The sequence below is a fragment of the Vibrio sp. R78045 genome, assembly GCF_042466085.1.
Classification (GTDB): Bacteria; Pseudomonadota; Gammaproteobacteria; order Enterobacterales; family Vibrionaceae; genus Vibrio; species Vibrio cyclitrophicus.
Genome location: NZ_JAXHBS010000010.1, coordinates 38481 through 65062, shown reverse-complemented (window position 1 = coordinate 65062; position 26582 = coordinate 38481). Strand labels below are relative to the sequence as shown.

At 38.9% G+C, this 26582-nt stretch carries 23 protein-coding genes and 1 pseudogene; 17 read left to right on the top strand and 7 right to left on the bottom strand.

Going from position 1 to position 26582, the window contains the following annotated elements; translation table 11 throughout:
• Positions 1-590: 590 nt before the first annotated feature.
• Together SJY39_RS09015 and SJY39_RS09010 are read left to right on the top strand one after the other, a co-directional pair.
• Complete coding sequence (locus SJY39_RS09015; protein WP_390241854.1) at positions 591-824, top strand: hypothetical protein; 234 nt, start codon at positions 591-593, stop codon at positions 822-824.
• A 75-nt stretch (positions 825-899) separates the two neighbouring features.
• Positions 900-1421: a hypothetical protein gene (locus tag SJY39_RS09010; protein ID WP_016767522.1), complete on the top strand. Its 522-nt coding sequence runs from the start codon at positions 900-902 to the stop codon at positions 1419-1421.
• Positions 1422-1930: 509 nt separating this feature from the next.
• On the opposite strand, the gene SJY39_RS09005 is transcribed toward SJY39_RS09010, so the two are convergent.
• Complete coding sequence (locus SJY39_RS09005; RefSeq protein WP_102556453.1) at positions 1931-2995, bottom strand: lipase family protein; 1065 nt, start codon at positions 2993-2995, stop codon at positions 1931-1933.
• Positions 2996-3108: 113 nt separating this feature from the next.
• On the opposite strand from SJY39_RS09005, the gene SJY39_RS09000 reads away from it, so the two are divergent.
• Complete coding sequence (locus SJY39_RS09000) at positions 3109-3813, top strand: hypothetical protein (protein WP_390241851.1); 705 nt, start codon at positions 3109-3111, stop codon at positions 3811-3813.
• A gap of 11 nt (positions 3814-3824) precedes the next feature.
• Positions 3825-4112 carry a hypothetical protein gene (locus SJY39_RS08995; RefSeq protein ID WP_016767519.1) on the top strand — a complete coding sequence of 96 codons (288 nt, stop codon included), beginning with the start codon at positions 3825-3827 and terminating at the stop codon, positions 4110-4112.
• Positions 4113-4457: 345 nt separating this feature from the next.
• On the opposite strand, the gene SJY39_RS08990 is transcribed toward SJY39_RS08995, so the two are convergent.
• Positions 4458-5429, bottom strand: a complete 972-nt coding sequence (locus tag SJY39_RS08990; RefSeq protein WP_390241849.1) for a ParB family protein — start codon at positions 5427-5429, stop codon at positions 4458-4460.
• Between the two features lie 8 nt (positions 5430-5437).
• Complete coding sequence (locus SJY39_RS08985; protein WP_016767517.1) at positions 5438-6688, bottom strand: ParA family protein; 1251 nt, start codon at positions 6686-6688, stop codon at positions 5438-5440.
• 598 nt (positions 6689-7286) lie between these two features.
• Here SJY39_RS08985 and SJY39_RS08980 point away from each other — a divergent pair.
• The 13 genes and pseudogenes from SJY39_RS08980 to SJY39_RS08920 all read left to right on the top strand — a co-directional run bounded on the left by SJY39_RS08980 (position 7287) and on the right by SJY39_RS08920 (position 18868).
• The gene (locus SJY39_RS08980; protein WP_102281390.1) at positions 7287-7718 is read left to right on the top strand and encodes a hypothetical protein; all 432 of its coding nucleotides are present in this window, start codon (positions 7287-7289) and stop codon (positions 7716-7718) included.
• 51 nt (positions 7719-7769) lie between these two features.
• Positions 7770-8255 carry a DNA repair protein RadC gene (gene radC, locus SJY39_RS08975; protein WP_390241847.1) on the top strand — a complete coding sequence of 162 codons (486 nt, stop codon included), beginning with the start codon at positions 7770-7772 and terminating at the stop codon, positions 8253-8255.
• A gap of 103 nt (positions 8256-8358) precedes the next feature.
• On the top strand, positions 8359-8610 hold the full coding sequence (locus SJY39_RS08970) for a hypothetical protein (RefSeq protein ID WP_016766833.1): 252 nt from the start codon (positions 8359-8361) through the stop codon (positions 8608-8610).
• A gap of 724 nt (positions 8611-9334) precedes the next feature.
• Positions 9335-11032 (top strand): DUF3560 domain-containing protein, encoded by a 1698-nt coding sequence (locus tag SJY39_RS08965; protein ID WP_390241846.1) that lies wholly within the window; start codon positions 9335-9337, stop codon positions 11030-11032.
• A 699-nt stretch (positions 11033-11731) separates the two neighbouring features.
• Positions 11732-12115 carry a hypothetical protein gene (locus tag SJY39_RS08960; RefSeq protein ID WP_102535539.1) on the top strand — a complete coding sequence of 128 codons (384 nt, stop codon included), beginning with the start codon at positions 11732-11734 and terminating at the stop codon, positions 12113-12115.
• A gap of 43 nt (positions 12116-12158) precedes the next feature.
• Positions 12159-12545: a hypothetical protein gene (locus tag SJY39_RS08955; protein WP_390241845.1), complete on the top strand. Its 387-nt coding sequence runs from the start codon at positions 12159-12161 to the stop codon at positions 12543-12545.
• A gap of 76 nt (positions 12546-12621) precedes the next feature.
• Positions 12622-12957, top strand: coding sequence for a hypothetical protein (locus SJY39_RS08950; RefSeq protein ID WP_016766862.1), 336 nt, complete (start codon positions 12622-12624; stop codon positions 12955-12957).
• A gap of 52 nt (positions 12958-13009) precedes the next feature.
• Positions 13010-13456 carry a lytic transglycosylase domain-containing protein gene (locus SJY39_RS08945; RefSeq protein WP_390241843.1) on the top strand — a complete coding sequence of 149 codons (447 nt, stop codon included), beginning with the start codon at positions 13010-13012 and terminating at the stop codon, positions 13454-13456.
• Positions 13457-13810: 354 nt separating this feature from the next.
• On the top strand, positions 13811-14938 hold the full coding sequence (locus SJY39_RS08940; protein ID WP_390241842.1) for a tyrosine-type recombinase/integrase: 1128 nt from the start codon (positions 13811-13813) through the stop codon (positions 14936-14938).
• Positions 14935-16215 carry a tyrosine-type recombinase/integrase gene (locus SJY39_RS08935; RefSeq protein WP_390241841.1) on the top strand — a complete coding sequence of 427 codons (1281 nt, stop codon included), beginning with the start codon at positions 14935-14937 and terminating at the stop codon, positions 16213-16215. Before SJY39_RS08940 ends, SJY39_RS08935 begins: the two co-directional genes overlap by 4 nt.
• A 240-nt stretch (positions 16216-16455) precedes the next feature.
• A pseudogene (locus tag SJY39_RS08930) lies at positions 16456-16823 on the top strand (regulator).
• Positions 16824-17119: 296 nt separating this feature from the next.
• On the top strand, positions 17120-17743 hold the full coding sequence (locus SJY39_RS08925; RefSeq protein ID WP_390241840.1) for a pancortin-3: 624 nt from the start codon (positions 17120-17122) through the stop codon (positions 17741-17743).
• Positions 17744-18868: a hypothetical protein gene (locus tag SJY39_RS08920; protein ID WP_390241839.1), complete on the top strand. Its 1125-nt coding sequence runs from the start codon at positions 17744-17746 to the stop codon at positions 18866-18868.
• A gap of 231 nt (positions 18869-19099) precedes the next feature.
• Here SJY39_RS08920 and SJY39_RS08915 read toward each other — a convergent pair whose 3' ends face one another.
• The 4 genes from SJY39_RS08915 to SJY39_RS08900 all read right to left on the bottom strand — a co-directional run bounded on the left by SJY39_RS08915 (position 19100) and on the right by SJY39_RS08900 (position 25714).
• Positions 19100-19342, bottom strand: a complete 243-nt coding sequence (locus tag SJY39_RS08915; protein ID WP_390241838.1) for a HipA family kinase — start codon at positions 19340-19342, stop codon at positions 19100-19102.
• An 82-nt stretch (positions 19343-19424) separates the two neighbouring features.
• Positions 19425-20078 (bottom strand): hypothetical protein, encoded by a 654-nt coding sequence (locus SJY39_RS08910; RefSeq protein WP_390241837.1) that lies wholly within the window; start codon positions 20076-20078, stop codon positions 19425-19427.
• Positions 20079-20096: 18 nt separating this feature from the next.
• A complete protein-coding gene (locus tag SJY39_RS08905) occupies positions 20097-20963 on the bottom strand; it encodes a hypothetical protein (RefSeq protein WP_390241836.1) in 867 nt (288 codons plus the stop codon).
• Positions 20964-21604: 641 nt separating this feature from the next.
• A complete protein-coding gene (locus SJY39_RS08900) occupies positions 21605-25714 on the bottom strand; it encodes a P-loop NTPase fold protein (protein ID WP_390241835.1) in 4110 nt (1369 codons plus the stop codon).
• Between the last annotated feature and the right edge of the window lie 868 nt (positions 25715-26582).

Below are 26582 nucleotides of genomic sequence, written 5' to 3'. Positions count from 1 at the left end.
AGAGTGCAGTAGGACTACGGTCTATAAGGTTCTAGGAAAAAATATCTCTCTTTAGAATCGTGAAAAAAGCTGTTCTTTAAATGAGTAAAGAGCTGACTGACGTTGCTTCGCTCTGTCGGCTTCATACTGACTCTACATGCAAGCATATAGCAGCCAGCATGAACCTATCCCTTGATGAAATAAATTTTTGGAATTTTAATTATTGCTGCAATGATTAAGAGGCAGAGAGAATGAAAAAAGTAAGAATGAGCCAGGTTCAGAAAGAGGTCTTAAGATGTTTGGCCAAGGCGTTCATCAAAGGAATAAAGGTAAGTCATGATCATGCTTGATTTATCTTAACCCATACCTAATATTAACTACGTACGTCAGATTATATGCAATTAGTTATAGAGTTGGTTTTTAGGATGTGTTACACATAATCTTAGTGCGATGAGTGTTCCCTTATGTGCTTATGCATCTAGTTACCAAAATGTATTGACATTTTGTCGACCATTTGGATAATGTGCGTCCATCATATTCCGAACACTGCATTTAAAATGCACTGTAGTTCTATGTTTGGTTACGTTAGGCGTACCTTTAAGGAAAGCCATATGAATAAAGATATCGATTACATCAAAAGTGAAAAAGAACTTTTGAACAGAGCAAGCTCACTATCAATGGAAGATTTCGGTTTAGCTCTAACTAGCGACATGACGAAAGAAGAACGTCGCAAAATAATGCGCGCAACACGCGATGCTCTAAGAGCGCAGTCAGAATCAAAGAAACATCAAACAGTTGAAGCTGTAATTGCTTATCAACAACCTATGTCGATGGCAGCTTACTAGTTCAAGACTGTCTGGTTGCATATGAACCCCCGCTGATTTAAAATCACGGGGGTTTTGTCTTTTAAGGGAACAAGAATGCCAGTAAAAACTGTGCTGCTACACAAATCATTTTTTCAAGGAACGGCAGATAACAAGTATTTTGTTGATTATCAGAATTTGTCTGATGACCATTTTGATTTGCTTATGGACTTTGTTGATGACGTCTTAGGCGGCAAAGAGATGAAAGGTCGCAACAAACCAAGCTGGCACGATAAGAGTGGTAAAGACATCCCTAAAGCATTGGCTTATAAGCAATGTGAAGTATGGCACTACCATGCGGGTCCACATGATGAAGATGCGGTTGCTTACACCTTAAATGTTCGCATTCCAAACTATGATAACAATACCTCAGATGCGGTTATTCACTACTCTTGGTTAGGTGAAGAACAATACCAAATCGCTATCTTAGGATTCAGTCCACAACATGAGAGCTTCCCTCTTCCTAGTGATAAAGGAAACCCCCTGCGCAGCAGAATGGCAATTGGTGGAAAGATACCTAGTATATCTCTGGTCAATTACAAATCGAATGACGAGGACACCGACCAGAAAGCAAGCTAGATATTAGGGCTCATAATGAGTCCTTTTTCTATAGGTGTTAATCATCACGCTAGGCTCTGTGATCTTTAGGTTCAACTTTATGTGCTTGTATCAAAGTTGGAAATATTCAAGGAAACTAGCTCGGTGAAGGTTAAAGGAAGCCGACAAACGCGAGGTAAGTAAGCTTTAGTAGCAGTATCACCAGAACCCCAAAAAATACGCCAAGCTGGGGAGTCAACACACTTATCATTTGGCATTAGAAATACTATAAAAAATCTTTGGTTGAGGGTGGTTGCTTTCTCCGAGACGGTATCGAATGTAAGCAACACTAACCCTATTTTTATGAAAAATATGTGGGATAATTTACCTTATTGACCAGCTTTGGTGAACCACTACAAGTATGATCTCGGAAGGAAAATGACGATCTGTGAATTTAATAGTCATAATGTTAAAGCTGATGAATGTTGAGGGTGATCATTATTTACCACCCTTGTTTGCGATAAAATCAGATTTTCTAATCCACTACAGTACTAATTACGTGATAGTGCGACAATCTCTAGTTTCTTCCTGTATATGCTTATTGAATGGTCAGAGAGGAATTTTTTGTAAGGAAGCTTACCTATTAAAACAGCTTTGAGCCTAAACAAGAAGGAAACTGAGTAAAGTAATTGTACATCTTCATATTCCCCTTTCTTGCAATTTGTCAGATAACGCATGTTTCCACCGTGAATATATCCACTAAACTTAGCTAGCAAAAATTCTTTTGCTTTGGTACCTATCCATGGGATAAAACCAATTCCTGTACTCAATGCTCCAATTGCTACTCCATTAGGCGGCAACATTGTCACTGAATCGGCTGCATTAACAACACGATAAATAGGTGTTTTTATTGTGGCAATCCATTCTTTGTCTCCAACTCTCGGGGCTCCAAATGTATAACAGGCAGCAATACCATGGTTGAATTCTAATCTCTTTGCTGCGATGGTTGCTAGTGCTCCCCCCAGGCTATGGCCTGTAATAAAGAGAGGTTTATTGTCAGTTAGATTAAGAAGACCTGTATTGATTTCATCTTTTACAGATTCAAAAGCTTTATGAAAGCCTTCATGAACTCTACCTAAAGTCTTGCATTTTGTTATCTTGGCGTTGGCATCAGATTTTATATCGTTGAGGCTTGTTGCTTCGGTTCCTCTGAATGCTAATACATAAGATATAGGAGTTTCTACCAGGATAGCTTGGGTTCCTAGCTTAGTATCAAATGTTTGTATTAGTTTTGATTCATTTAAAGTGTTTAACTCATTTACTAATCTGTTTTTTTCTTCCTCATGATCCCAAAGTAGTCCTTCCATTATAGATATTGCTTTTACTAAATTCGTATTTTTTGATTCATTAACAATATTCTTCAGAGCTTCCTCTAATCCCAACTTTTGTAACTTGCTTGGAAGGGCTGGATTAAACCTTATATATGCTAGCTCAGAAAAAGTAGCCATCAACCAAGCGGTTCGGTCACTGTACGCTTGGCGATAACTTGGTAAATTTAGACTCAATAAAGTAGCTTTTGTGTCTACTTCATTATTGACGTTGTTTAATATACTCATACTCAACCACCTGCTTTGCAATTACATTTATATTTGAGTAACATTTAACCAGTCATTAGGTGCTCTTGCAATTAATGAAGTAAATTAATCATTTAATATATGGAAGTAAATAAATGCGCATATTTTTAGCAATAGTCGTTGTGCTTCTCGTTGGCTGCGTTCAAGCACCTACTCAGTCCGTGGAACTTGCTGTAACGGTAGGACGTGATATTGAAAAAATGCATAGTGCTCATACACAGACTATCAGTATTTTGTATTCCCGAATGAGAGCTGATGTGAACGAGTTTATAGATGATGTTTATATGCCTTATGCCATCAAAGAAGCGATTAAGAAAGACCGTATTCGTCAGGCCAGTGGAAAAACGTCATTTATAGATATGATATCTAAGGGACTATCTGCATCTTCAAGCTCTAAACAACAAGAACTTGCTATTGGAGCAATGGAAGTGCTCGTCTCTCAAGTAACTCAGTCTGTTGATAGGCAGCGTAAGCTATTACTTGACAATCTTAATGGGCAAGAAAGAGATCTGTTGGCCTCAACTAATCGATCTTATTTAGCAATTCATCAAGCCAATTCAATTGTAACCGGCCATTTATCTTCTATAGCTAAAGTTCATGAAACTCAAAATGAGTTATTGAGCGAAATAGGGATTGAAACAGATGTAAATAACTTTATCGCAACCAAGCTGGCTATCGCTTCTGATGAAATAGCAGAGCTGACTAATAAAAGTCAGAAAGAACTAGATGATATTGGCGGTGTTGAAGGCGCAAAAGAAAAGCTTCAAAACGCTATCGAAAAACTAAATATCAAACAATAAAAGGTTTTAACATGAGTAAATTAGAAGAATTAGAAAGGTTACTTAGTGATGATTTCTCAGCTATAGAAGAAACGTTCAATGGAACATATGGCTCTGAACTTACCAAGTTATCTGGGCTTTCAATTTCAGATTTAAAAAAAATCAATCCAGAGATTAATGTTGTTGAATATGAAAAGCTAAAAGCGGTTGTGCTCAGAGCATCACAACAAAACCTGAGTCAGGCAGAGTTAAAAATGCGTATACAAGCTTTAGGGGAAACTGCAGTAAAGATAGCGAATATTGCTGACATCATTATCTAACTGTATTGAAATGTATGAAAAGTTGCAGCTAGAAGGTAATTAGTCATCGGATAAGGTCCCTTTCTCCAGCTATGTTTAAGAGTCTTTGTCGTTCTTAAACACAAAAAACGCCTCACATTTGAGGCGTTTCACAGCTAATAAATAAACTGAGGGTTTATTTGAGTTTTATATGTTTGTAGGTCTACCCGCAATTCTTAACTTGAAATGTAAGGCTGAGTATTGATGGCATTTTGAACGTCTTTTCTTGTGATAATTACGGGGAAAAACCCCCCTTTTTTTTATGTCCCTTTGCCATGAACCCTTATGATAAAAGGGGCGATGACACTTTTTACTTTTGGGGAGGTTTCAACTGTTTTTACTCAGTTTTTGCCTGATGTACGACTCTATATCCTCGGTTAGTTCTTTCGGTAAGCGGGAAAATTCAAATGATTTTTTACGCCCGTCAGCACTGGTTTTTAATCGAGCATAAGTATTCTTGTTTCCGTAAATCGCTAACTCCTCAACCTTCTGTTGAGGCTTAGACTCATCATCAACCAAATGTTCTAATTTCGTCTCGTAATACTCAAGTAACTTAGCTTGAATATCAGAAACATCGGTAGCTTTGGTATTGAATGAGGCCAGTTCATTCTCAACAAAGGTTTCAACGCTGAGTTTCGTTTTGGCGAGGGTTCGTTCAATCTTTCCAAGTCTTGTATAGAACGTAGTCGGAATACCTTCGCAATCAGGGAATGATTCGATTAGTGCTTTGTTTAGTTTTGCAGCATTGAGTTTTTTTCGAATAGTGACAATGCTGACACCAAACTCTTTTCCGATTTGAACCAAATCATCAGAACTAATACCTTGTTCTTCTGCATAATTTAGGTATTTCATACCTACCTCACGCCATGAAAAAAATCTAACCTTTTGCGTTAGTTCAACATAGGCCGCAATGTCTTTCGCACTTGGCAGTTCATCCAGGACCCATAGTGGTAAATCTCGTCCTGCCTTGATTCCACAAAAACGACGACGTGTAGCATCAAAAAGTTCATACCGTTCTAGTTCTTTGTTGAAGTACGCTACACCCTCTTGTTTGATACCCTCTGCTAATACTTCTGGGTAAATGTCTCTTACGGCCTCCAATGTCAAAGACTCTTGGTGGCGGGTATTTAGAGGGTGAGCTATTGTCTTACTCTCAAGCTCTGCGGACGGAATGATTACATGACGAGCCTTATAGTCAGTCTGGCCAAACTTAATTGTTTTTATTATTGGTGCATTTTTATTCGATAAACTTAAACCAGAACCGATCGATAAATTGCCTTTCTTATTTGGACGTTTCATAGCTCTGCCTATTTAATTGCTAATTGAATCAATTCATTCTTGAACTGTTTATAAAATAAATTCACTGAGCTCACTGCCACATCAAATTGCTTGCTGGTACAGACTTCTTCTGACTTTTTTATATCTAAGACAGTTCGTCCAATGTTAGCTGTAGCGGTAAACGCATCACTGTGTGCAATAGTCGACGTCATCAGGTTGTTACGCACAGAGCGCATGAGTTTTTGGAACGTGTCGTATTCGGGTTTGCTTGATTCTTGATAGTTTACTGCTGCCAGTTTATACCACTGTAAATTACTACCCATAGATGGGAGTGACTCTAGACGATCTGAAAGGTTGCTCATGAAATTCGTGGTTGAAGCATAGTCATAGTAGCGAGGTGTCACCGGAACAAGCAGCATTTCGGCTGCTTCTAATGCTGACCATGTGATAGGGCTATCTTGGGGTGGCATATCTACAAAGATAACATCAAATACTTCTTTTAGGATTGGCAGTACAACCTCTGAAAACTTACGTAATAAGCGTACTTGCTCATTTTCATCAAGCTGCCAATAAGTATCTACAAAGCGTTCATCGCTTGGGAAAGCGGTAATCACAGATAAATTACTAAGGTGTGTAGAAAACGCGCACTGCTTAATTATCTCTTCAATCGTATAACCATTTTTCAATAGTGCATTCACAGCATTATCTTCATTGTCTGGCTCAAACTCTGCTAGAAGAATATCTGTCATGGTAACGTAAATACTGTCTTCTGCGATTTGCATTGTGCCTTGTCCAGCAGAGCCTTGGGGATCAAGATCAAGTATTAATACGCGAGCATTTAGATCTAAATCCAATGCGGTGGCCGTTGCTAAGGCTAAAGTCGTACTCGTTTTACCGGTACCGCCTTTGTGGTTCGTGACAACGATTAGTTTACTGTCGTGGTGCTCGTGAAATTTAGGAACGCCAAAGTGTTCCATGAGTATGTGTACTTGATCATTAGTGTAAAGGTGTGCTTTTCCTTGTGATGTGTGCTCTCCAATTAATCCAAGTTCTTCTGCCTCAGTCAGCTTCTTTTTGAACGTCGGTTTAGTGGTGCGAAGCTGCTTTATAACTTCTGTTTTATTCAAACTGTGGTTGTAAATTAGACGGTCAACACCATCCACCAAGTCCTCATCTGTCACGTTAATTCTTAGTTGCGTTTTAAGCGCTTCTTCTAAGTGCGATTGCTCTTGGTTCATGTTTATTGCGGTTTGTCTAATTGACTGTAGGACGACGTTCATATCTATAACTCCATGAAAGATAAATCTATATACATACTAACAGTGGCTTTACCAATGTAAAGGTTGTTTTACCATTTTTGGGTAAATTATTTCCTTTGGTGTTTATGGGGAAAAACCCCCCTTTTTTTTATTTTTTAGCAATTCACTATCTTAAAAACTGTGGTGGACTTGGGCGTTACCCTTCGGGCAAGGCTTTTCGCTTGTATCTTTCATCTATGACCTAAGAGTGGCATCACCCTGATGAGTCACTCCGTGCCGCCCCAGAGTGTGCCTCTCTACAGTCCCTATCTAAAAGGATATCGCTGCAATCCTAAACGCCTGCGCCTCGTCATTCTTCCTCGTTGCCGCTTGTCGTGCCTCCTCACTCCTTTCACTGACATCCATTAAGTTCGAGTAAGGACTTGTTGTCTTATGTGCCGATTTTCCTTTCGACTCGCATCATTTGATGGGGCTCGCAGGCTGTTAACCCTCCTCAATCAGAACCTTCTCTGCAAGGGTAAATGAACGCTTCGCGCCCCTGCAGAGAAGAACCCTGTTTGAGGTAGGGACAGCCAAGCGGCTCCATAAAAGTGATACTCAAACAGAAAGGAAACTCCTCATGGCACAACGACACTCAAGCCCAACTCTCTCTAAATCGATGTTCAGCGACCAGCGTTTCGCCGCTGGGCACGAAAGCTCACCAAAAAATGATATCTCTAGTCCGATCGTTGAACGTGCAGTTCGTTCGACCGTTTCAGCGACGGTTTCAAAAGGACTTATCTGGGTAAATTCCACTGACTTTAATTCGAGCGTTCGAGCGGTCAAAGTGCATGAGATTTTACTTAAGGAGTTTGGTTATACCGACTCTTTGATCTTGGAGGAAAGCCAGAAAGGAAAAGGGGTGAGCATTAGCGTATGTGACCGAGTGACGACTGTGAAACAGATGCGAGAAGATTATGCCTACGCGAAAAAAGAAGAGAGAAACGTTGAAACGACCGCTAAGCATCAAGCAATAGCGAAAGACCTTCTGACTAGCTTGTATGGCCAATAACACGGACTGAGCGCCGCCCATTACGACTTTAAATATTAAAAGGGATCTATTATGTCTGTACTTGCTAACTACTCTAATCACAGCCTTTTCTCAGTCGAAGAAAAAGATATCTTGAACCATGCCGCGAGCATTTTAAAATCTAAGTTGTTTGTGTCAGAGCAGACGCTACTCAATTCCCCTGAATTGGTGAAGTCATTTTGTCAGACTTCACTCGCTTCCAATGAAAGCGAAGTGTTTGGGGTGATCTTTCTTGATAGTCAGCATCGAGTTTTACGCACAAAAGAGATGTTTAACGGCACTATTGACGCCGCCTCCGTTTACCCGCGTGAAGTGGTCAAGGAGTCACTGGCCACAAATGCAAGTGCAGTCATTTTTTATCATAATCATCCCAGCGGTGATGCCACACCCAGCCAAGCCGATCGACGTATTACTCGACGACTGACTGACGCGTTAGCCTTGGTTGATATTCGAGTACTCGATCACTTCGTGGTGTCTTTTGAAGATGTGGTGTCGTTTGCGGAGCGTGGTTGGATATAACCATTAGTTAGTGAAAAATGTCTCTCATTCACGCCTATTCTGGCGTGAATGACTTCGGTAACGTAATGCAGTAAACTAAAGACAATTAAATAAGGTTTCTATTATGTCTGAATCAAGCAAAGTCACATTAAGCGTTGAAGAGCTGATCAACCTAACCGCTCATGCTGCCACTCAAGAGCAGTTAAATGATACGCGTAAAGAACTCGATCAGAAGATCGAAGCGGTTCGGAATGAGGTCCTGGGGGTTCGTAATGAAGTGAGTTCCCTTAAAAACCTCATTATTGCAACAGCCTTCGCGATGATTGCGACGGTAGCCGGTGCCGCGTTTTGGGTTGGTAGTCATATCAACGTTTAATGTTCAAATATGTTTTCTGAAATGCCTCTTATCCTAGAGGCATTTTTTTTGTCCTCGTTATGTCCTTCGATCGCTTCAACGCTCGCGCTAAAAGACGTTGAGCCAAAGGCTCGACCGCAAGCGGTCGTCAAGCTGGCTCTCAGTAGGGCTGTAGGCCCATTGGCTCGGTGCTTGATTGTATTGCTGTGTATTGATGTCAATTTGTGGTTACGTGGCTGATAGGGCTTAATTGGCGAGTTTTTTATGATGATCGTTTAAAGCGGATTTGAAGCACAGCGTCGTGATAAGGGCTTAACTTGGGCGTTACCCCTACGGGGCAAGGCTTTTCGCTTGTATCTTTCATCTATGGCCTAAGAGTGGCATCACCCCGGTGAGTCACTGCGTGCCGCCCCAGAATGTGCCTATCTAAGTCCCTATCTAAAAGGATATCGCTGCAATCCTGAACGCCTGCGCCTCGTCATTCTTCCTCGTTGCCGCTCGTCGTGCCTCCTCACTCCTTTCACTGACTGAACGAAAGAATCTGTAAGATGGATTTTGTTTTTCGCCTGTCTTTTTTCCTTTGATTTCTCATTACCGTGTCGCGGTCTTCCTGCTTAACGTCCCAAATCAGAACCCCCAAAACAAGGGTATATGAACGCTTCGCGCCCTTGTTTTGATGAACCGTGATTTTGGGTCGAGCAGTCAGGCGACAACGGGAATGAAAAATTAATCAAAGGAAAAACTTATGACAGACTCAATCCTTAATCCATCAACAGCTTCTAACGTTCAATCCGCGACAAACGTATCCCCGTTTGAGCCGTCAGGCTCATCCAAGAATGAATTTTTGAAGCGCTTCTCTGGTCATAAGTTGCGTAAAAATGCGAAGGCTAAAATTACGAAGCTGTTGGAATATGCTGACACGTTGATCTTAAAAACTCAGTCAATGGGGATGGATGATTGCTTTAGAAGTAATGAGCCTGTCACGATGGATAAATCCGAATTTTGGGATTGGTACGAAAAGAACTACAGCGACATGGTTATTTTATTAACCATCCGTGAAGGCGCTCTAGTGAAAGTGCAGGTCTGTGACTGTATCTATCATTTTTCTAATGATGTGGTGATGACGTTCTCTTTGGATGGAGAGGAGGCGCAAAGCACTATTATTGAGGGGGAATGCTCAGAAGTGGAGGGCACCGAAGAAGTGAAAGAGCCGGTGCAGCTTGCCCCGTTCGACCAATACGTACACCTGGAAAAGACCGCCGTTGTGAAGCAAGTGATTATTGATTGGAGTGAATCCAATTTATTATCTGATGGCAATGCGTACACCCTTGATGATTACAACAAAAAAGCAAGTCAAGAAGCTATGGAAGTGGGCCGCAATAACGGTTACACCAAGACGATGATGTATATCGAGTTTGATAATGGTGACTTGGAGCGATTTAGACATGATATTGATGCGGATCACCCAACGCTGAACCACTATTACGCTGCTGTGACTGAGACAAAATTGATGGGCTTGTCTAAAGTGCGCTTTACGTTTGAGCAAGTGACAAAGGCATTGATTGACGGTTATCTTTCCCCGCTTAACAGTGATGAGAAAAAGCCAACACCGCCACCACAAGATAACACCCGAAAAGTGGTAGCGCTGGGAGACTATCAAGAGCGACAAGAAGCGAAGCGCGATAGATTAGAAGAGCGTGCCGCTAAAGCTGAAGCGGTCTCTAATGAGCGATTTAATACCGCGAGTACATTAGGGAAAATGTTACCGTTCGGTCAGCCAATCCTGGTTGGTCACCATTCAGAAGCGAAGCACCGTAAACACGCGGAGAGCATCAATACCAACATGCGTAAAAGCGTAGAGGCTCAGGATAAAGCGGAATATCTGAGCCGTCGCGCTGATAGTGTAGGCTCTGCCGGTATCGCGTCAGACGACCCAGAAGCGGTTGAAAAATTGAAGAAAAAGCTCGAGGGTTTGATTAAAAGTCATGAACTCATGAAAGCCGTTAATAAGATCGTTCGCTCTAGTCATATGACCGAGGAAGACAAGATCGAATATTTGGTTAATACACACGGACAGACAGAAGAAAGAGCAAAAAAATTATTACGCCCGTGTGAGTTTTTTGGAAAGTTTGGCTTTGATGCATACGCACTACAGAATAGTAATGCCAATATCCGAACAACTAGAAAGCGTTTAGAGCACTTGGAAGCGTTGCATAACGAAGCGCCATTACAGGGTAACGGCGAGGCAATGGGGACGGCTTGGGAGCTGTACGAAGAAGAGGGCCGCATTAAGTTTTCATTTGACGGTATTCCAGCCGAAGAGGTGCGCAAAAAATTAAAAAGTAACGGTTTTAAATGGTCACGATACTCTAAAGCGTGGGTGCGTAAACTGACGCCCAACGCGGTCTTTGTGACAAAAAGACTCATTACTTTATTCGATTAAAACCGAATGAGATGCCTCTTAGCCTGGAGGCATTAGTTTCCTTTGTGATTTCCTTGAACGCTGTGGTCGCGCTAAAAGACGTTGAGCCAAAGGCTCGACCGCAAGCGGTCGTCAAGCTGGCTCTCAGGAGGACTGTAGGCCCATTGACTCGATGCTTGATTGTATTGCTGTGTATTGATGTCAATTTGTGGTTGCGTGGCTGATAGGGCTTAATTGACGAGTTTTTTATGATGATCGTTTAAAGCGGATTTGAAGCACAGCGTCGTGATAAGGGCTTAACTTGGGCGTTACCCTTCGGGCAAGGCTTTTCGCTTGTATCTTTTATCTATGGCCTAAGAGTGACATCACCCTGGTGAGTCACTGCGTGCCGCCCCAGGATGTGCCTCTCTACAGCCCCTATCTAAAAGGATATCGCTGCAATCCTGAACGCACTCCTCTCACTGCGTTCGCTACGCCTCGTCGTACCTCCTCGTTGCTTTCCCTACCTTTGAATAAGTTCGAGTAAGGCTTGTTTTCTTATGCGCCGATTTCCTTTCACTCGCATCATTTACGGGCTCGCAGGCTGTTAACCGTCTCTCCCCACAACCTGATTTGCAAGGGTAAATGAACGCTGCGCGCCCTTGCAAAGCAGAACGATGGTGAGAGAGCGGACAGCCAAGCGGCTCCGAAAAGTGATACTCAAACAAAAGGAAAATCCTCATGGCGCAACAAAATTCAAACCTAACTCTCTCTAATTCAAATTCAGTGACCAGCGTTTCGCCGCTGGAGCACGAAAGCTCACCAAAAAATGATATCTCTAAGCGTCTGCAACCAGTAGAGCCAAGTCGTGATGTTGCCCTATCAGGATCAACCTCTGTGGAAAATATTGTCGTGATTGCCGCTCATGTAAAAGCAAGAGCCAGGCATTCCAGTGTTTGGCTAGAACTGACGGTTTTATTCCCAGAAACAGAACTCAATAAGCCGTACTGGGGACAAGGCATCGCGAGAGGTCATGTGATTACTGAAACAAATAAGGTAGGGCTGAATAGTCGTGCTGTAGTCATAGGATGGGTGACAAACAACCATCAATACATCGAAACATAAAAGAGTGGATCATCCCCTTAATTATAAAATGGAGACTTAAAAGATGAAATATCTCTCACACTATATTCAAGACAAACAAACTCAGGCTTTTAATGAGGCAGGGGCGTTCTTTGCTTTTTCTAATCAACAGTTCGATGATGAAAAAAAAGAGGGCGTGAAATATGCGTCGCTAGGTATGGGGTTAATTTGCCCAGTTGATAATGCCAAGCAATTAATGACTCGTTTAGATTCCATCGCTCAAGAAGGGATCGCCGAAGATATCAAAGAGAACGGGAAAAAGGCGATCATTCGCCGTGAGTTATTTAATCACGAATGTTTCTACACAAATGATATTTGTGATTGTGTGGAAAAACTCGAAGGCTATGGCATTTCATACGATGAGATTTATGAAGTGTTTAATCACATTCGTAAAACGGAAGACGTTTATTAAACGTGAAAATTAAAGCGCCTTGATATTTGCTGTCTCAAATATCAAGGCATGTTCAATTACATCGGAGTTAGATTTAATGAACATTCTGAATGCTACACAAGATAGAGAAGAAACGAAAGCAAAATGTTACGTTTGTACGGCCGTTCCGTTTTCGTTGGGTAAAGTGGTCTATACGCAAGGTATTGAGCAGTTATTAGATAATAATGTCGGTGCTAACTTGTCGATTTATTTGCAGCGTCACCAAAGTGGAGATTGGGGAGAGACTTGCATTGAAGATAAAATCACCAATGACGAAGCAACCAAAACAGGCGAGAGAGTGATATCGAATTATACGATTTGTGATCAATCGGTTTGGATAATAACTGAACGTGACCGCAGCGTGACCACAATTTTATTACCTTGTGAATATTGATATCTCAATGGGATGGCATAAAATGAGAGTCCTATTATTAGGGCTCTTTTTTATGATGAAACCATTACTTTATCTTTCGTTGTTATCGCCGTGTTTCAGTTGGGCTTTTTGCTTTGAAGAGGCAGGGCGATTTTATAATGTCGATCCACAGCTTTTAAAATCCATCGCCACGGTAGAAAGTAGCCTAAAGCCGAACGCGTACAATGAAAATAAAAACCAATCCGGTCAAGTCATCAGCCGTGATTTTGGATTGATGCAAATTAATTCCCATTGGTTTGATCGACTATCCGAATTTAATGTGAATGAAACAAATATCTATAATCCTTGCTTTAATGTTCATCTTGGCGCATGGGTATTAAGTTCTAACTTTTCTAGTCATGGTTATAACTGGAACAGTGTCGGCGCGTATAATGCGGGTTTTTCCAAACGCACCGAGAACGCCAGAAAAATATACATCCAAAAAGTCCAATCGGTTTATTTTAATCCTAACGTTAAATAAAAGACCTTGCACCATAACGGTGCAAGGTCTTTAGCTTTTCCTCTCGCTTTCTTCCTTCAATTTCCAGATCCCCCGCATCCCTCGTTCGTCAGATTCATTCGCCACCTGGTCGGCTTTTGTCTTTCGCGGTCAGTTTTTCCCGTCGCTTTGATTAAGGAACTCAGATCATTCGTTCTGAGTTGTTGGTTAGTTGAGTTGGTGACCACACACCACGCCAAATCGAGGTTCGATTTGAATGGTTGTCTGTTGTAAATAACTGATAGTTAAGGTGTTAAGTTTTTCGCTTTTTTCATGCTGTGGCATTTTTGATCACGTTTTTTTGTTCAAAAATGCCCCTGTAAACAGGAGCTAAAAATGAAAGAAATGCCGCTTACTCAGCGATTTATCGAGCGTGTAAAGCCGACGTCGATCACACAAGAATACTATGATAGCAAGGTGTCTACACTGTATTTACGAGTCTACCCATCAGGAAGGCGAGTTTTTTTTGTTCGTTTTCAGAGTGACGGATTGAGAAAGAATTCTAAGATAGGCTGTGCGTTAGAGTGCTCACTGCGCCAAGCAAGACGCAAAGCCTTGCAGCTTGTTCATCAAGTTCGAAGTCCGACAATAGAAATATTACCCACAATAACGGTGCAAGCATTCGGACAAGAGTTTTTTAAGCGTTATCCACGTCACTGGAAGCCTCGTACTTTGAAAAAAAACGAAAGTGCTTTTCGTCTTCATATCGCTCCTTACCTTGGAGGTAAGGAGGTGAAATCCATTGATCGAAACGAAGTAGAGCGGTGGTTTGCTCAGTTAAGTCATGTGAAAGGCTCAGCTAACCAAGCGTTAGTCTTGATGTCGGTCATGATGCAGCAATGTGAAACGTGGGGTTATCGTCCTAAAAATACCAATCCTTGCCGTGGTTTCAAACGTTATAAAGCCGGAGCAGTCGAACGCTACCTTGATAAAGACGAATTACGCCAATTATGGGGGATCTTAGACTCGTTAGAGAAAGATAATCCAGATAAGGTTATGATTATTCGACTTTTAATATATACAGGTTGTCGCTCATCGGAAGTCAGAACCTTGCAATGGAAAGAGTACAGAGGTCGTCACTGGCATTTATTAGACAGTAAAACGGGGGCGAAAACAGTGTACCTTTGCACACAAGTCAGGGCTTACCTTGACGCATGGCAATCAGAGAGTGATTACCTGTTTCCGGCTCCTTGCAACACTCAACCCATATCGATAAACCAGTTGACTGAATTCTGGAGGAAAGTTCGCCAGTTAGCAGGGTTGGAAGGGGTACGCTTGCATGATTTACGTCATACCTATGCGAGCCTTGCTATTCAGTCGAAGGTGAATTTAGTCGTATTAAGTCACCTTTTAGGGCATGCGGAAACGGAAACTACCTTGAAGTATGCGCATTTAGGGCGTGAAGATGTGTGTCAGGCGGCCACGCATGTGGCGAGTGTGCTAGTGAAGGGGATGCGCTCATGAAATCACTGTTATTCTCATCGAAGGTGGTTCAATCACTTAACGCCAAAGCTCGCACGTATACAGTGTGGGATACCAATAATCCTGCGTTAGGGGTTCGGGTGTATGCGGATGGTCGTCGTTTCTATGTGACTTATTTACCCATTCCCAATAAGACGTTAGCGGCAGTGGGGCAATTCACCTTAAAGCAAGCCAGAGACCACGTACAAGCTTTGCAGAGCTCTTTTTTAGAAAAAGAGGCAAAACCTATACGGTTAATCCGTTTTGATGCGTTAGTGAAAGAAGAATGGACGGAGATGGTCTTAAAGGAATGGAAACCCAATACGCAAGTGGGAGCGTTAAGTGCCTTAAGAAAACATTTGTTACCAGAGTTTGGTCGTTATCCCGTTGGCCGTATTGATTCGTGTCATGTACACCGTTGGTTTGATGAGCTTAGTCAGAGTTACGCAGGGGCTGCAAATCGTAATCTTGATGTGCTTCGCTCTATCTTCAAATATGCGGTTAAGCAGGGCTACTGCATGAATAACCCTTGTGATGGTATCCAGCAAAACAGAAAAAAGAAGCTCAATCGTTTTTTGAGTTTGGATGAGTTGGCACGATTCCATAAGGCGTTGATGGTGGTTAGCCAACAAGGAGACATGGAAGCGTGTTGTTGTCAGGTATTAAGCTTGATTTTGCTTACAGGTTGTCGTATTTCGGAGGTAACAGGCTTGAAATGGTCTTTTATTAAAGGCAATGAGTGGTACTTACCAGACAGTAAGACGGGGGCGAAGGTGGTGTATGTTGGTAAGGAGGCGCAACAACTTCTTTTAGATATCCCAAAGCAAGCTTGGTCGAAACATAGTGAGACCCACGATGATGTTTTTGCTCCTTTGCGTCGTTTTGTGAGTCGTGCAACTAAGGTCGGGGTGATATGGCAACAGGTGAGAGCTTTAGCGAATATCGAAGATGTCCGTATTCACGACTTGCGTCATACTTTTGCCAGTTATGCAGTATTAGAAGGGTATCCTATTCCTATGGTGTCGAAGTTATTAGGTCACGCACGCATTTCATCCACGCTTCGTTATACACATGTAGATGATGCGCAAGTCTCTGAATCCGCAGAGAGAGTAGGGGACGTTATCACTGAAATCATAACCGTAGAAAGAGAAAGTCATTCTAAGGTTAAGAAGCGTAAATCCAGAGATCTTAAAGCCAAGCCAAAACCGAAAGCATCCAACATAGTGACCGACGAGCAGATAAGGGACATTAGAAATGAACTCGATTTTTTATCTTGGTAAATAATGAGCGAGTAAACACTATAAGCTGCCTAATTGGTGTTAGGTGGCTTAGGTGTTGAAAATTATTTTTGGAAAAAAATGAGTTTCAGGAAACCTAATATTAGCAATTCATGAATAACTTTTTATAAGGCAAATTTGCCAATTAATACGCCTTTGTACAGTGCGAATTTTGTCTGATTATGTTTAATGGTGCATATCTTATAAAATCAGTGCAACCTCTTGTATTTAGAGTTTTTATAATTGAAGTATCGCGAAATGGGTAAGAATTACATTTTTCGAGAGCTAGAGTGCCAAATGACGAAGGAAGAGGCCGCTGAACTGTGTTTTAAAACTGTGAGAACAGTCACAGGTTGGGATGAGGGAAATCCAATCCCGCCAGAGTGTAAAAGGCTTATGCGAATGGCCAAAGGTCGGAACTCAGCGTTAGTGAAGACTGGGAACAGTTCAAAATGTTATATGACAACATGGAACTGCCGACAGGCCAAGTAGTGAGGCCACAACAAAAATTAGCTGGAATTGCTCTTTTGGGAATACAGTCTGAATTAGAAATCAAGACTTCTACGTATTTGTTAGGGCTTGCAAGGGCGATAGCAAATATCAAAAAGTAGTATTAGAAAAGTGTGGATTTATTCGGGCTAGTTCTAAGTCAAATCAACAGTCACTCAAAAGCAAAGATTCTTACTGATAAAGTGCCATCGATTGGAACAAAGAAATACCTTGTTTGTTGGTTTAACCAATCCTCCTTTTTGGTCATATCAAGGAGAAATAAGAGCCGGACTCATTGAGTTCGGCTTTTTTTTTGCAAAATATCAATAAAACCATGAAATAGTAGGGTTTTATTTTCTATGCACTATTGAATAGCTGACATATAGCCCTCATTTAATCATGGATAAGGAGGTGCAACATGATGCATGACTATGCAATTTTTAATCACTCAAGAGCTAACATAGGCCGTTACTTAGGTATTGGCTCTATGGTTTTATCAAGCACCATTACTTCTGCTTTAGTGGCTGTTTCTACTTGGACAGGCAATGCTATGTATGCGGGAGCTGGTATTACTGCTGCTGTCATTTATTTGGGTTTTCACTGGTTCTTTAACCGAACGCTTTGGAAGCTAAAATGGTTTGAGATTCCAAACATTCAAGGTGTTTGGACAGTCGTAGGTGAAAGTTTACGCGAAGGCGAAAACCAAAGTAATCATGAAGATAATGTTAGATTTCATTGGAATGGTGAATTGGATATTGCTCAAAAATGGGAAAAAATATCCATTACACAAGAAACATCACAAAGTAAAAGTGAAAGTTATACAGCGACCCTAGAGAAGTGTACCAAAACTACTGGTGGTAGCGTTTTACACTATAGCTATAAAAATTTCCCGAAAACTGGCGAACATCATGAACTTAAAGGTCATGGCGGTTACTGTGAAATTACATTTGATGAAGCAGCAAAAACGGCTACCGCTAGCTATTTCAATAGTAGTGGCCGTCGTACTTTTGGCAAAATGTATCTTACAAAAAAGGTTGTATAAATGATTAATTTTGAAAACCGCCTAACTAAGCTGAAAGAACGACGTCATGGCAACTATTCTGACGATGTGTTGAAAACTCTTGGTGCGGAGTCGAGCAAAGCGACATTCGATAGTCTTCAGCATCTAGGGGAAAGCTACGAGTCCTTAGTGGAGAGCGCTCCAATAAAATATACAATCGGAGCTATGAGCCAAGTCGACCCTGAATACACAAAAATATCTAGACGAGAAGGTGAAAGAGTTGCTGATACTTTGACTGGCTTACTGGAGAATGACGGAAAAACAGTAACATCAAGAATGCAAGGTTCGGTTCCTCTTAATATACATATTAAAGGGCATTCGGATGTAGACATGCTTATGATTACAATGCCTGTTGTATTGGTACAAACTCCGAAAAGCCCAAAGGCTAGTTACTTCCCAGCTAGTGATTCTAGACCTATGGAAGATATCTTGAAGGAGTTACGTTTACTATGCGAAGAGCGATTAACTAACAAGTACCCGGCAGTAGATGTTGATTGCGGCAACGCTAAGAGTATAGCTATGGAAGGCGGTAGCTTACAGCGAAAGGTAGATATTGTACCTGCTTGCTGGTTCGATAGTATCGCGTATCAAGAGTCTCAGGATGAGGTTGACCGTGGAGTAGAAATTTATGATAAGAAAAATCATAAATTAATAGGAAATTCTCCTTTTAAGCATATGGATTTAGTTGAAAAAAAGGATGCATTTTACGGTGGTAACCTCAAAAAGCTTGTGAGGTTGTTGAAAAATTTAGTCGCTGACATGCCTGATGCAAAAAATGCACAAGCCAAAAAACTCTCGAGTTTCGACCTAGTTAGCATTGTGTACTGTATGGATGACTTGTTGATATGTAGTTCGTATACACCTTTATTATTAGTAGACCGTTTGTTGACTAAGCTAGACCAGTTCATCGAAAGTCCAATGTTGATCGAGTCTCAAAAAGTGCCAGATGAGTCAAGAGTCATTTTTGATAATGATTCTAAGATTACAGCACTCGGAGTAATCCGCGAAGAGATTCAATCTTTGAGGGATGCTATCTATAGCGATCTAACCGGCGGTTCTAACTTCTTCGATGCTAGACGACTTAGTGAAAAACGAATAGCAGTTTAAGTGTATGTGGAATGCTAAAATTGAGCTGCTATTTTAAATAGCTTCAAGGACAGGCCATTTAACACTCATAACTATGTCGAATTTACCCCCGTGATACAACACGGGGATTTACGATGAACAACATTAGAAGAATGGATAACTTCTAGTAGGGCAAAACCCCATAAACAGGATATGAATGAGTAAAAGCACTAAACAATCTTGGGGCTCTTTCGAGTTAGAAAGTGCCACGAGTCAAAATTCAGGTTCAAACGTGCCGAACGCAACAAGTTCATCGTCAAGCCAAGCAATCTTAAAGTCAGGGATAGGTAGGTCAAAGTGTTTTGCTAAATGAGCAACAATCCATTCCTTTACAAGCCCTGCACATGTTGCGCTGCTGCCTTTTACTACATATTGATTACCATCATCACCCTCGCACAAGTATGGGTTCGTTCTTCCTTGTGCCATTTTTCTAGTTATTGTTTCTATTGCTATCACGATAGTGTCACCAAATATAGTGAAGTTATAAGTGCTTGATTGGATATTACCACAACTAACTATATGAATTAATTAATCGTCTCTAAGGGTTTATTAACTTAATGTGCATTGGAACTCCATGCCCATTTTCTAACGCGGTTTTAGCATAATCTGAACTTTCAATTTTAAAACCATGTCGCTCGAAGTAGGGTATCTGTTCATTCGAAGAGGTCGTTAGGGTGATTTTACTAATACTATGCTCTTTGCAGTAAGATTTTATTGATTTTAGGTGTTCCTCGAACAACCCTAAAGATCTGAAGTACTGTAGAGCATATTCTCTATCCTGTGGCGGGACTGGTTTATAAGGGTCATAAAAACAAACATCCGCTATGAACAGGTCGTTGGGATACATACGACACAGTAGTAATTGGATAAAGTCCCGCGCATCTATCGTAGGATCTTGGATATTGGCATAACAGAAAGCTATATCTTGGATTACCTTACGCTTTATTTCTTTTTCAACTTTTTGGTAGAGAAATGGCGATTTTGAATCAAAGAGTGAACTAAGTTTTTTCGGGTTCACTTTGGCTTTCGATTCGACGTATGTCATCCATGCCTGGGCACCAATTTCGAATAAAATTTCAGGCTCTCGTTTAGCTATTTTTTCGACGTCACTTGTACCTAAAATTTCAAATTGTAGTTTAGAATCAAACTTATCAGATATCGCTTTTTGTAAAAAAACATCACTTAACTTCATGACGAACTCCTTGCACTATTAAAAATAAGACTCATATGGGTTTTCTGTCTCTAATTTGTCATAGCAGCTTCTACAAAAACATTTCCAGTTTTCAAGACCTTTCATATTTCCAAAATCTACGCTTTGCATTTCGCTTTCAAGCTCTAGTTCTGAACAATTTTCACACTCAACAGTAGGTTCGTAATAGCCACAGACATAACAAGTATCAATGGAACCTTCGATAACGAATGAGTCTTTTTTACATGCATTACATTCCCAGACTTTGTCGGTGTTAATTCCTTCATTTTTTATACGAGATTTTGCTCTTTGTTCCAGTTCATCGACATAATTATCGAGTTTCATTATTTCGTGAGCTAAAGGAAAAGGCAGATGAGAAATTATGTCTTCATCCAAGTGTTTTTGGCAGAACTCGGTATAAAAGCCAACTAGCGTAACAAAGTTTGATTTTATCTGTTCGATTGACAAATTGAATTCAAAATGAACAATTTTGTTCCTTAAATCTGATGCGGTTTTTATGGCTGAAAAGTCAGAAGCGTCTAATTTAACTTTTGATATGTTTTCTAAGCGACTAATCGCAAGCCACAGATCTACAGTATTCCTAGGTTTATCAATGTTTGAGTAAATCAATACATCTTGAGTCCGCCTCAAGCGTTCCTTTAAACAGGTTTCAATAGCTTGTACCAACAGTAAAATTGCAAACTTCCAATGTTCCTCTGATTTTTCTGCCTTTACAGCTTTCGATATCGACTCAATAAAAAAACTCTTTGAGTTTTCAAGTAGTGTCATTTTAAGTTTCGACAAATTCACCTCAGATTTAAATAAAGGACAACAATTGTTAGAAAGAAAATTTATATATTCAAGTGTGAAGAGGTTCTTTCTATTCATGGGATTCTACTAGAAATTTGATATTACGAACAATGACTTATATCTAAAAATGAAATGGTTTAGCCTAAATTATAGAATTCCGCTCTTTAGCTTGAATTCAGGGGAAAACTAGCGCGCAAGCTTGCAACTAGGGCAGAGTTGCGTAAGTGTTGATAGATAGGTCGAATTTACCCCCGTGATACAACACGGTATTTACAACAAACAGCATTGGAATAATTGATAACTTTTAATAGGGGAAAAGCTCATGAATAAGATGTGAATGAGTATCTGTTCTAAATGATAATGGGGCAGTAATTGGTTAGATTAAATAGTCTAAATTGTTTTTGGACAGAAACGAGCTAGATTAATTACTCGAATCCAGCTAACTCAGATTAGAAAAAGTAACTGAATTATAGTGCAAGCCCTAAATGGTTAGCTCTGTTAATTTGACCCTCATATTCAAAAATAGGGCCAATTCCATAACAAAATTCATGTCTGTTCTTAGTTATTAAGTGTAGTAACAAATTTAATTTACTACAATTTAGATTCAAATCGGGGGGAGGATTCCCCCCGTCCTTTTGTAATCTAAACCGCAGTATCTTCCAATATATTTCTAGCAGACCATTTCCACCGTATCACTACATATTCCTTTAAACAGTGTTTTAATACTTAATCAGCATAGTTATTTGTCTTTCCTTTTTGCCATCGGCTAACTTTTGAAGCTCTCTCAATTTGATGTTAATTCTAGAATCTCTAGTGAGGTTATTCTTCTTCAACCATTCTTTTAATAATTGCAATGTATCAATGTTTGTATTGATATCACAAACATCTACAAAGTTAGCTTTTATAACATTAAAAAGCGAGGACGTTTTGTTTATTTGTAATTTAAACTTGTCAATTAAATTAAGTGCAAGAATTTTATTATCCATGTTATCTTTCAATAGTTCCGTTATCAATATTTCAAACTCACCTTCAATGTCAATGATGTTGAAATTGCAAACAATGTTATTGTCCAAAGAGTTAATGAAAGACGCTTTAGCAAAATCAAGACTTTCTGCAATACGTTTTACAGAACGCTTACTTATATTGCTCCAATTAAGGAATGAAGACATTTTACCATGTGCTTTGCTAATTAAGGTTTTATCTTGCTGTTCAACTATTAAATATTCGATAAATGAGTCGTATTTACTTGTATCATCGTTGATTTTATTTAATATCAATTCCCATTGTTCAGACTCTGAAATGATGGCTATAGCTTTATACATATCGGAGTTTTCAAAAAATGTCACGTTGTCTGCTAAAATATTAATCAGTTCTGGATATTCCTCTACAGAATAAAGTAAAAAATCGTTATATGATTTTTGTTCAGAATCTACTTCATAAGGTGATAGATTAGCTAAAATGTTAACAATATTTAATTGATAGCTCCCTTTAAAATAGCTCTCTTTGTGTGCCATGTTAGTGAAAATATATTTAGCAATCGTCGTTTTAAAGGTAGGTAGTGAGTTATCAATTGAGGATATTTTATCAAGCCATTGCCACGGTAGTAAAACATATGCTTCATTACCAGGGTATGTATTAACTAATGAATAGAATACTGATGTCATTTGAGTGAGGTATTCTTCTGATAGATCATGTTTCACCAAGTCAATTATGTTTAAATAATCTAGATAGTGTGTTAATTGAACGTTATTAACTGCTAACTTAAGACCTGAGCTTTCAATCCAACTTGCAAGTTTGCTGCTATCATTATCTACTCCGTTTAGGATTTTTATGAATTCAAATAGTGCCGATGAAATCTCAGTGTTAGCCTGATTTTGATTAATATGAGTCTGCATTTGCATCAATAAAAAATGCATTAACTCTGATGAACTATCGGCATTCTTCTTAATTAAATCCCCTCTAACTATAAAGTTAGCGAGTGCCTTACTTTTCTCAAATTCATCCGAAGTAATAGGCTGATTAATCAAATTAGCTTTAAGGAATGAGGTGAACGAATCAAATAATTGAGTAGTAAAAGTATAGTTTGCAACTGTTTCGTGTGTATAAATAAAGTCGAAAATGAATTCTAAAAACTCTACGCTCGCAGTGCCAGTCCCTATACATTCTTTATACAACTTTAACAAACTCATAAATTCATCTGTATTTTTAGACTCAAAAGTATTAAGCGCATATGTATCTAATTGAGCAAATTGAGTAATTGCATTGAAGAGTAACTCCTTATTACCCGTAAATTCTTCTTCAGTTAAATATTTGTCAAATATTGTTTCTTTAATTAATCTAGAAACGTTTAGTAAATTATTTTTTTCTTTAAAATATTCTTGATGTTTTTTAACTAAGTGTATAAACCAAACCTGTAATTCTTCATTATCAAAGAGTGGCAAACTTGTAATAGCTGAAATGGTTGTGGGTTTATCTATTTCAATAAATATTGAAATTAATTCTTCAATTCCGTTTTCTGCACTTTCTGCATCACTACTGTAAGCTAAATACTTATGCAAATCATCTGTAAACCTTAGTAATATTTTTGGTGAAAATAGAGTGGTAATTGTTTTTTTATCAAGGGTTTTTAAGGCTTTAATGTATCCATCACGCTGTAAGACCTCATTATCTTCGTCAGCAGTAGGGATGTTAACAAAAGTGTTGAGTAAGCCGATAGTTGCTGCATCTACATAATTGGGATGTTTATCTATGTTTTTAATTAACATCATAACAATTTCAAATAACTTATCTGGTGAACAATAATCACTTATTGATTCTTTATCTTTACTTAAAACATCAAAGTATCGACTTTTTGCTTTACGGTTGTTAGAACTCGCTATAGAAAAAACTATATCTATCACTTCAGAATCAAAAGAATATAAGGTTTTTGGATTAATCCTGTCAAAGTGCTCAATAATAAAGTTCACTATTTTTCTTTGATGGAGAGGAGAAATTGATGAAACCAATTCCACAAGGCTTGGGATATATGTAGTAAAATCAGAACTATAACTTAAGTTGTCTGTGATTTTACTAATAACTTCAGATATCTCCCCCTTCTCGTTATTAATAAAATCATTTAACAATATCATATTTCTAGTTTTTAAAGCGTTTGACACTTTGTTATAAATTTCATTACCTACCACACCACTGTAAGATAATTCGTCCAAATAAATAAAAGCTTTAATTAATGAAGAGTCATAAATTTCTGTTCGACTGACAAACTCCTCAACTTCTAAATTAATAACACCACTTTTAATTAATCCTTTAAAGTATTGGTGTGCATATTTTGGAATGTTTTCACCTAAGTCAATAGATGTTGCTTCTGGGGCGACTAACTCAAAGTGATTTGTTCTTGTTCTAAAGTGATTAACAATCCAAGTTGGAAGTTCAGGGAACTTTAGGAGGTTTTTTTCCAATCCATAATAGATAGATAACATGTACACTCGGGCATATGGCAATATATTTTTAGAAATAGTGCCTACCCTTAATCTCCTTTCTTTTTTTTCTAATTTCAAAGCATGCTCAAGTTGCAAAGTAAAACGGTTGAATATATTGATCGCTTCACGAGGAGTCTTTATTGAGCTGGCAAGTAAAATATCAATTAATGAATCTAGTTCACCAGAGTCTTTAAAAAGATTTTTTAATGGGTGACATTCACTTTCATTATTTATTTTTGCAATCAAAAACTCTCTCAGATCTAACTGACTTTGTGGTGGAACACTTATAGTATGTGAGAATATTTTTGAACAAAAATCCTTTGCTTTCCATTGAACTTCTTTTTCATCTATTCCTTCTGATTTATCAATTGCAGATTCATAAAATGCGCGTTGAATATTATTTAAATCACATGGAATAATGAATATAGCTTTACCTAAGTCAATAAACGTTCGTAATTCATTTAAAGTATCAATAATTTCATCATTATGTTTCCTATCAACATCTTCAATAACAATAACTAATTTTTGACACTCTGGATTCCCATTGTGTTCACTTAAAATATTTCTGAAAACTGACTGTAACTGCTCTGTATTAGAGATGGAAGGGAGTGAAATTGTTCTCTCTGATGGGGTGATATGAAATTTAAAAAGTGTAGGCAAGCTTTTAAAAATATTCTTTGATAATGCTGAAATTAAGGATGTTGAAGTTAGTGATATTAGAAATGCTTTCACCGCAAATATAAAATTACTGATAATATTTTGTTCTATTGCGAAATCAATTATGCCAGCTAAAACTCCGACAATAAGACTGCCGTATAGAATGGTTTTTATAACCCCCAAAGTTAATAGCGTTGTGTACTTAGGAAGTTCTTTGATAAAACTTGCAATTCCTTCATCGAGTTTTTTTTGATTAACTTCTTTTTTGGTAAAACTTGAATACACTAAATCACTAAACTTTTCATCCAATGATGAAATTTCATTTTCATATACCAATGTTTCTAAGAACTTTTTGTCTCTAAAATCTCGATTTCTTTTGTTTGTTAACGCATAAAAAACGTTTCGAAACAAAGCGTAGTATGTATTTTCTTTTTCATGTCGCCAAATGTTGAAATGAATGACTTTTTTATTTGTAGAGCCGTTCCACCTTTCAAATAACAAATTTGTAATGGTTGACTTACCACTACCGTATTCTCCGTTCAAACATATACAGCTAGGGATATTATCTTCTTTAAATAGGCTATCAATTTTTTCGTCTAATAATTCAGAAATGACATCATGGGATAATTTGTCATCATTAACTGTTGAAACTGGTACCGTCTTGATTTGCCAACTACTTTGAAGCCTATTATTCATTGATGTACTCACTTAGAAGATATGAAAAAACAGTAGGAACTGTATGTAATCGTTCAAATAAAACACTATAAATCATTTAGTTACAATCTGATACTACTTAGTAATTGTTTTTACACAGGTTGTTAGTTCATTACTTGTACCGAATGATGTTAATGTTAGGGTGAGGTCGTGAACGTTTTCATACAGAGTCATGCGGTTACCCTGTTGCTAATGGGCTTTCGGATTATATTTGATTGGTCAAATATATATGAACAGAATGCGTTTGAGCTTTTGCACTAAGCAATAAAGGGGCAGAAATTAGATAACTCGTGCCTAGCTAATTACGGATTTAAAGCCAAAAAGTGATCAAACTTTATTGGAATCGAACAAACTATTTTACATCTGACAATACTTTTTTCGCGTGCGTTTTTCGTAACAAAGTGCCCCTGTAAGAAGAAAATTGGACGTTAATTCAAAAGTAGTGTGGTCAAATATACACCCCATCCCCTTTCAATAGGGGCTTTTTTTATGGATAATTCAACCTCTTAGCGAAAATACGAACCAAAGAAAAATAATTTATTTAGTGCCCCTGCGCTTTCAGTTTACCGCCACACACCACGGCACATTGATTTCAATGTGAATGGTTGTCTGTGAGAAATATAAAGACAATAAAAACAATAGCTTACGGTTGGTATTGGAGGCAAAGTAGAGCGTGAAAAAATTTTCAAAATCTCAACTAATTAGCCGCTAAAATCCCAGTGTAAAAATATGTAATCACATTGAATTATCATTTACGCCTTTCTGTGTAAGGGATTGTGGTGATTTAAATCTAAATTCAATGAGATTTAATTGAATTGTTATTTAACCCTTTAGCAGTAAGGTTGTGGCG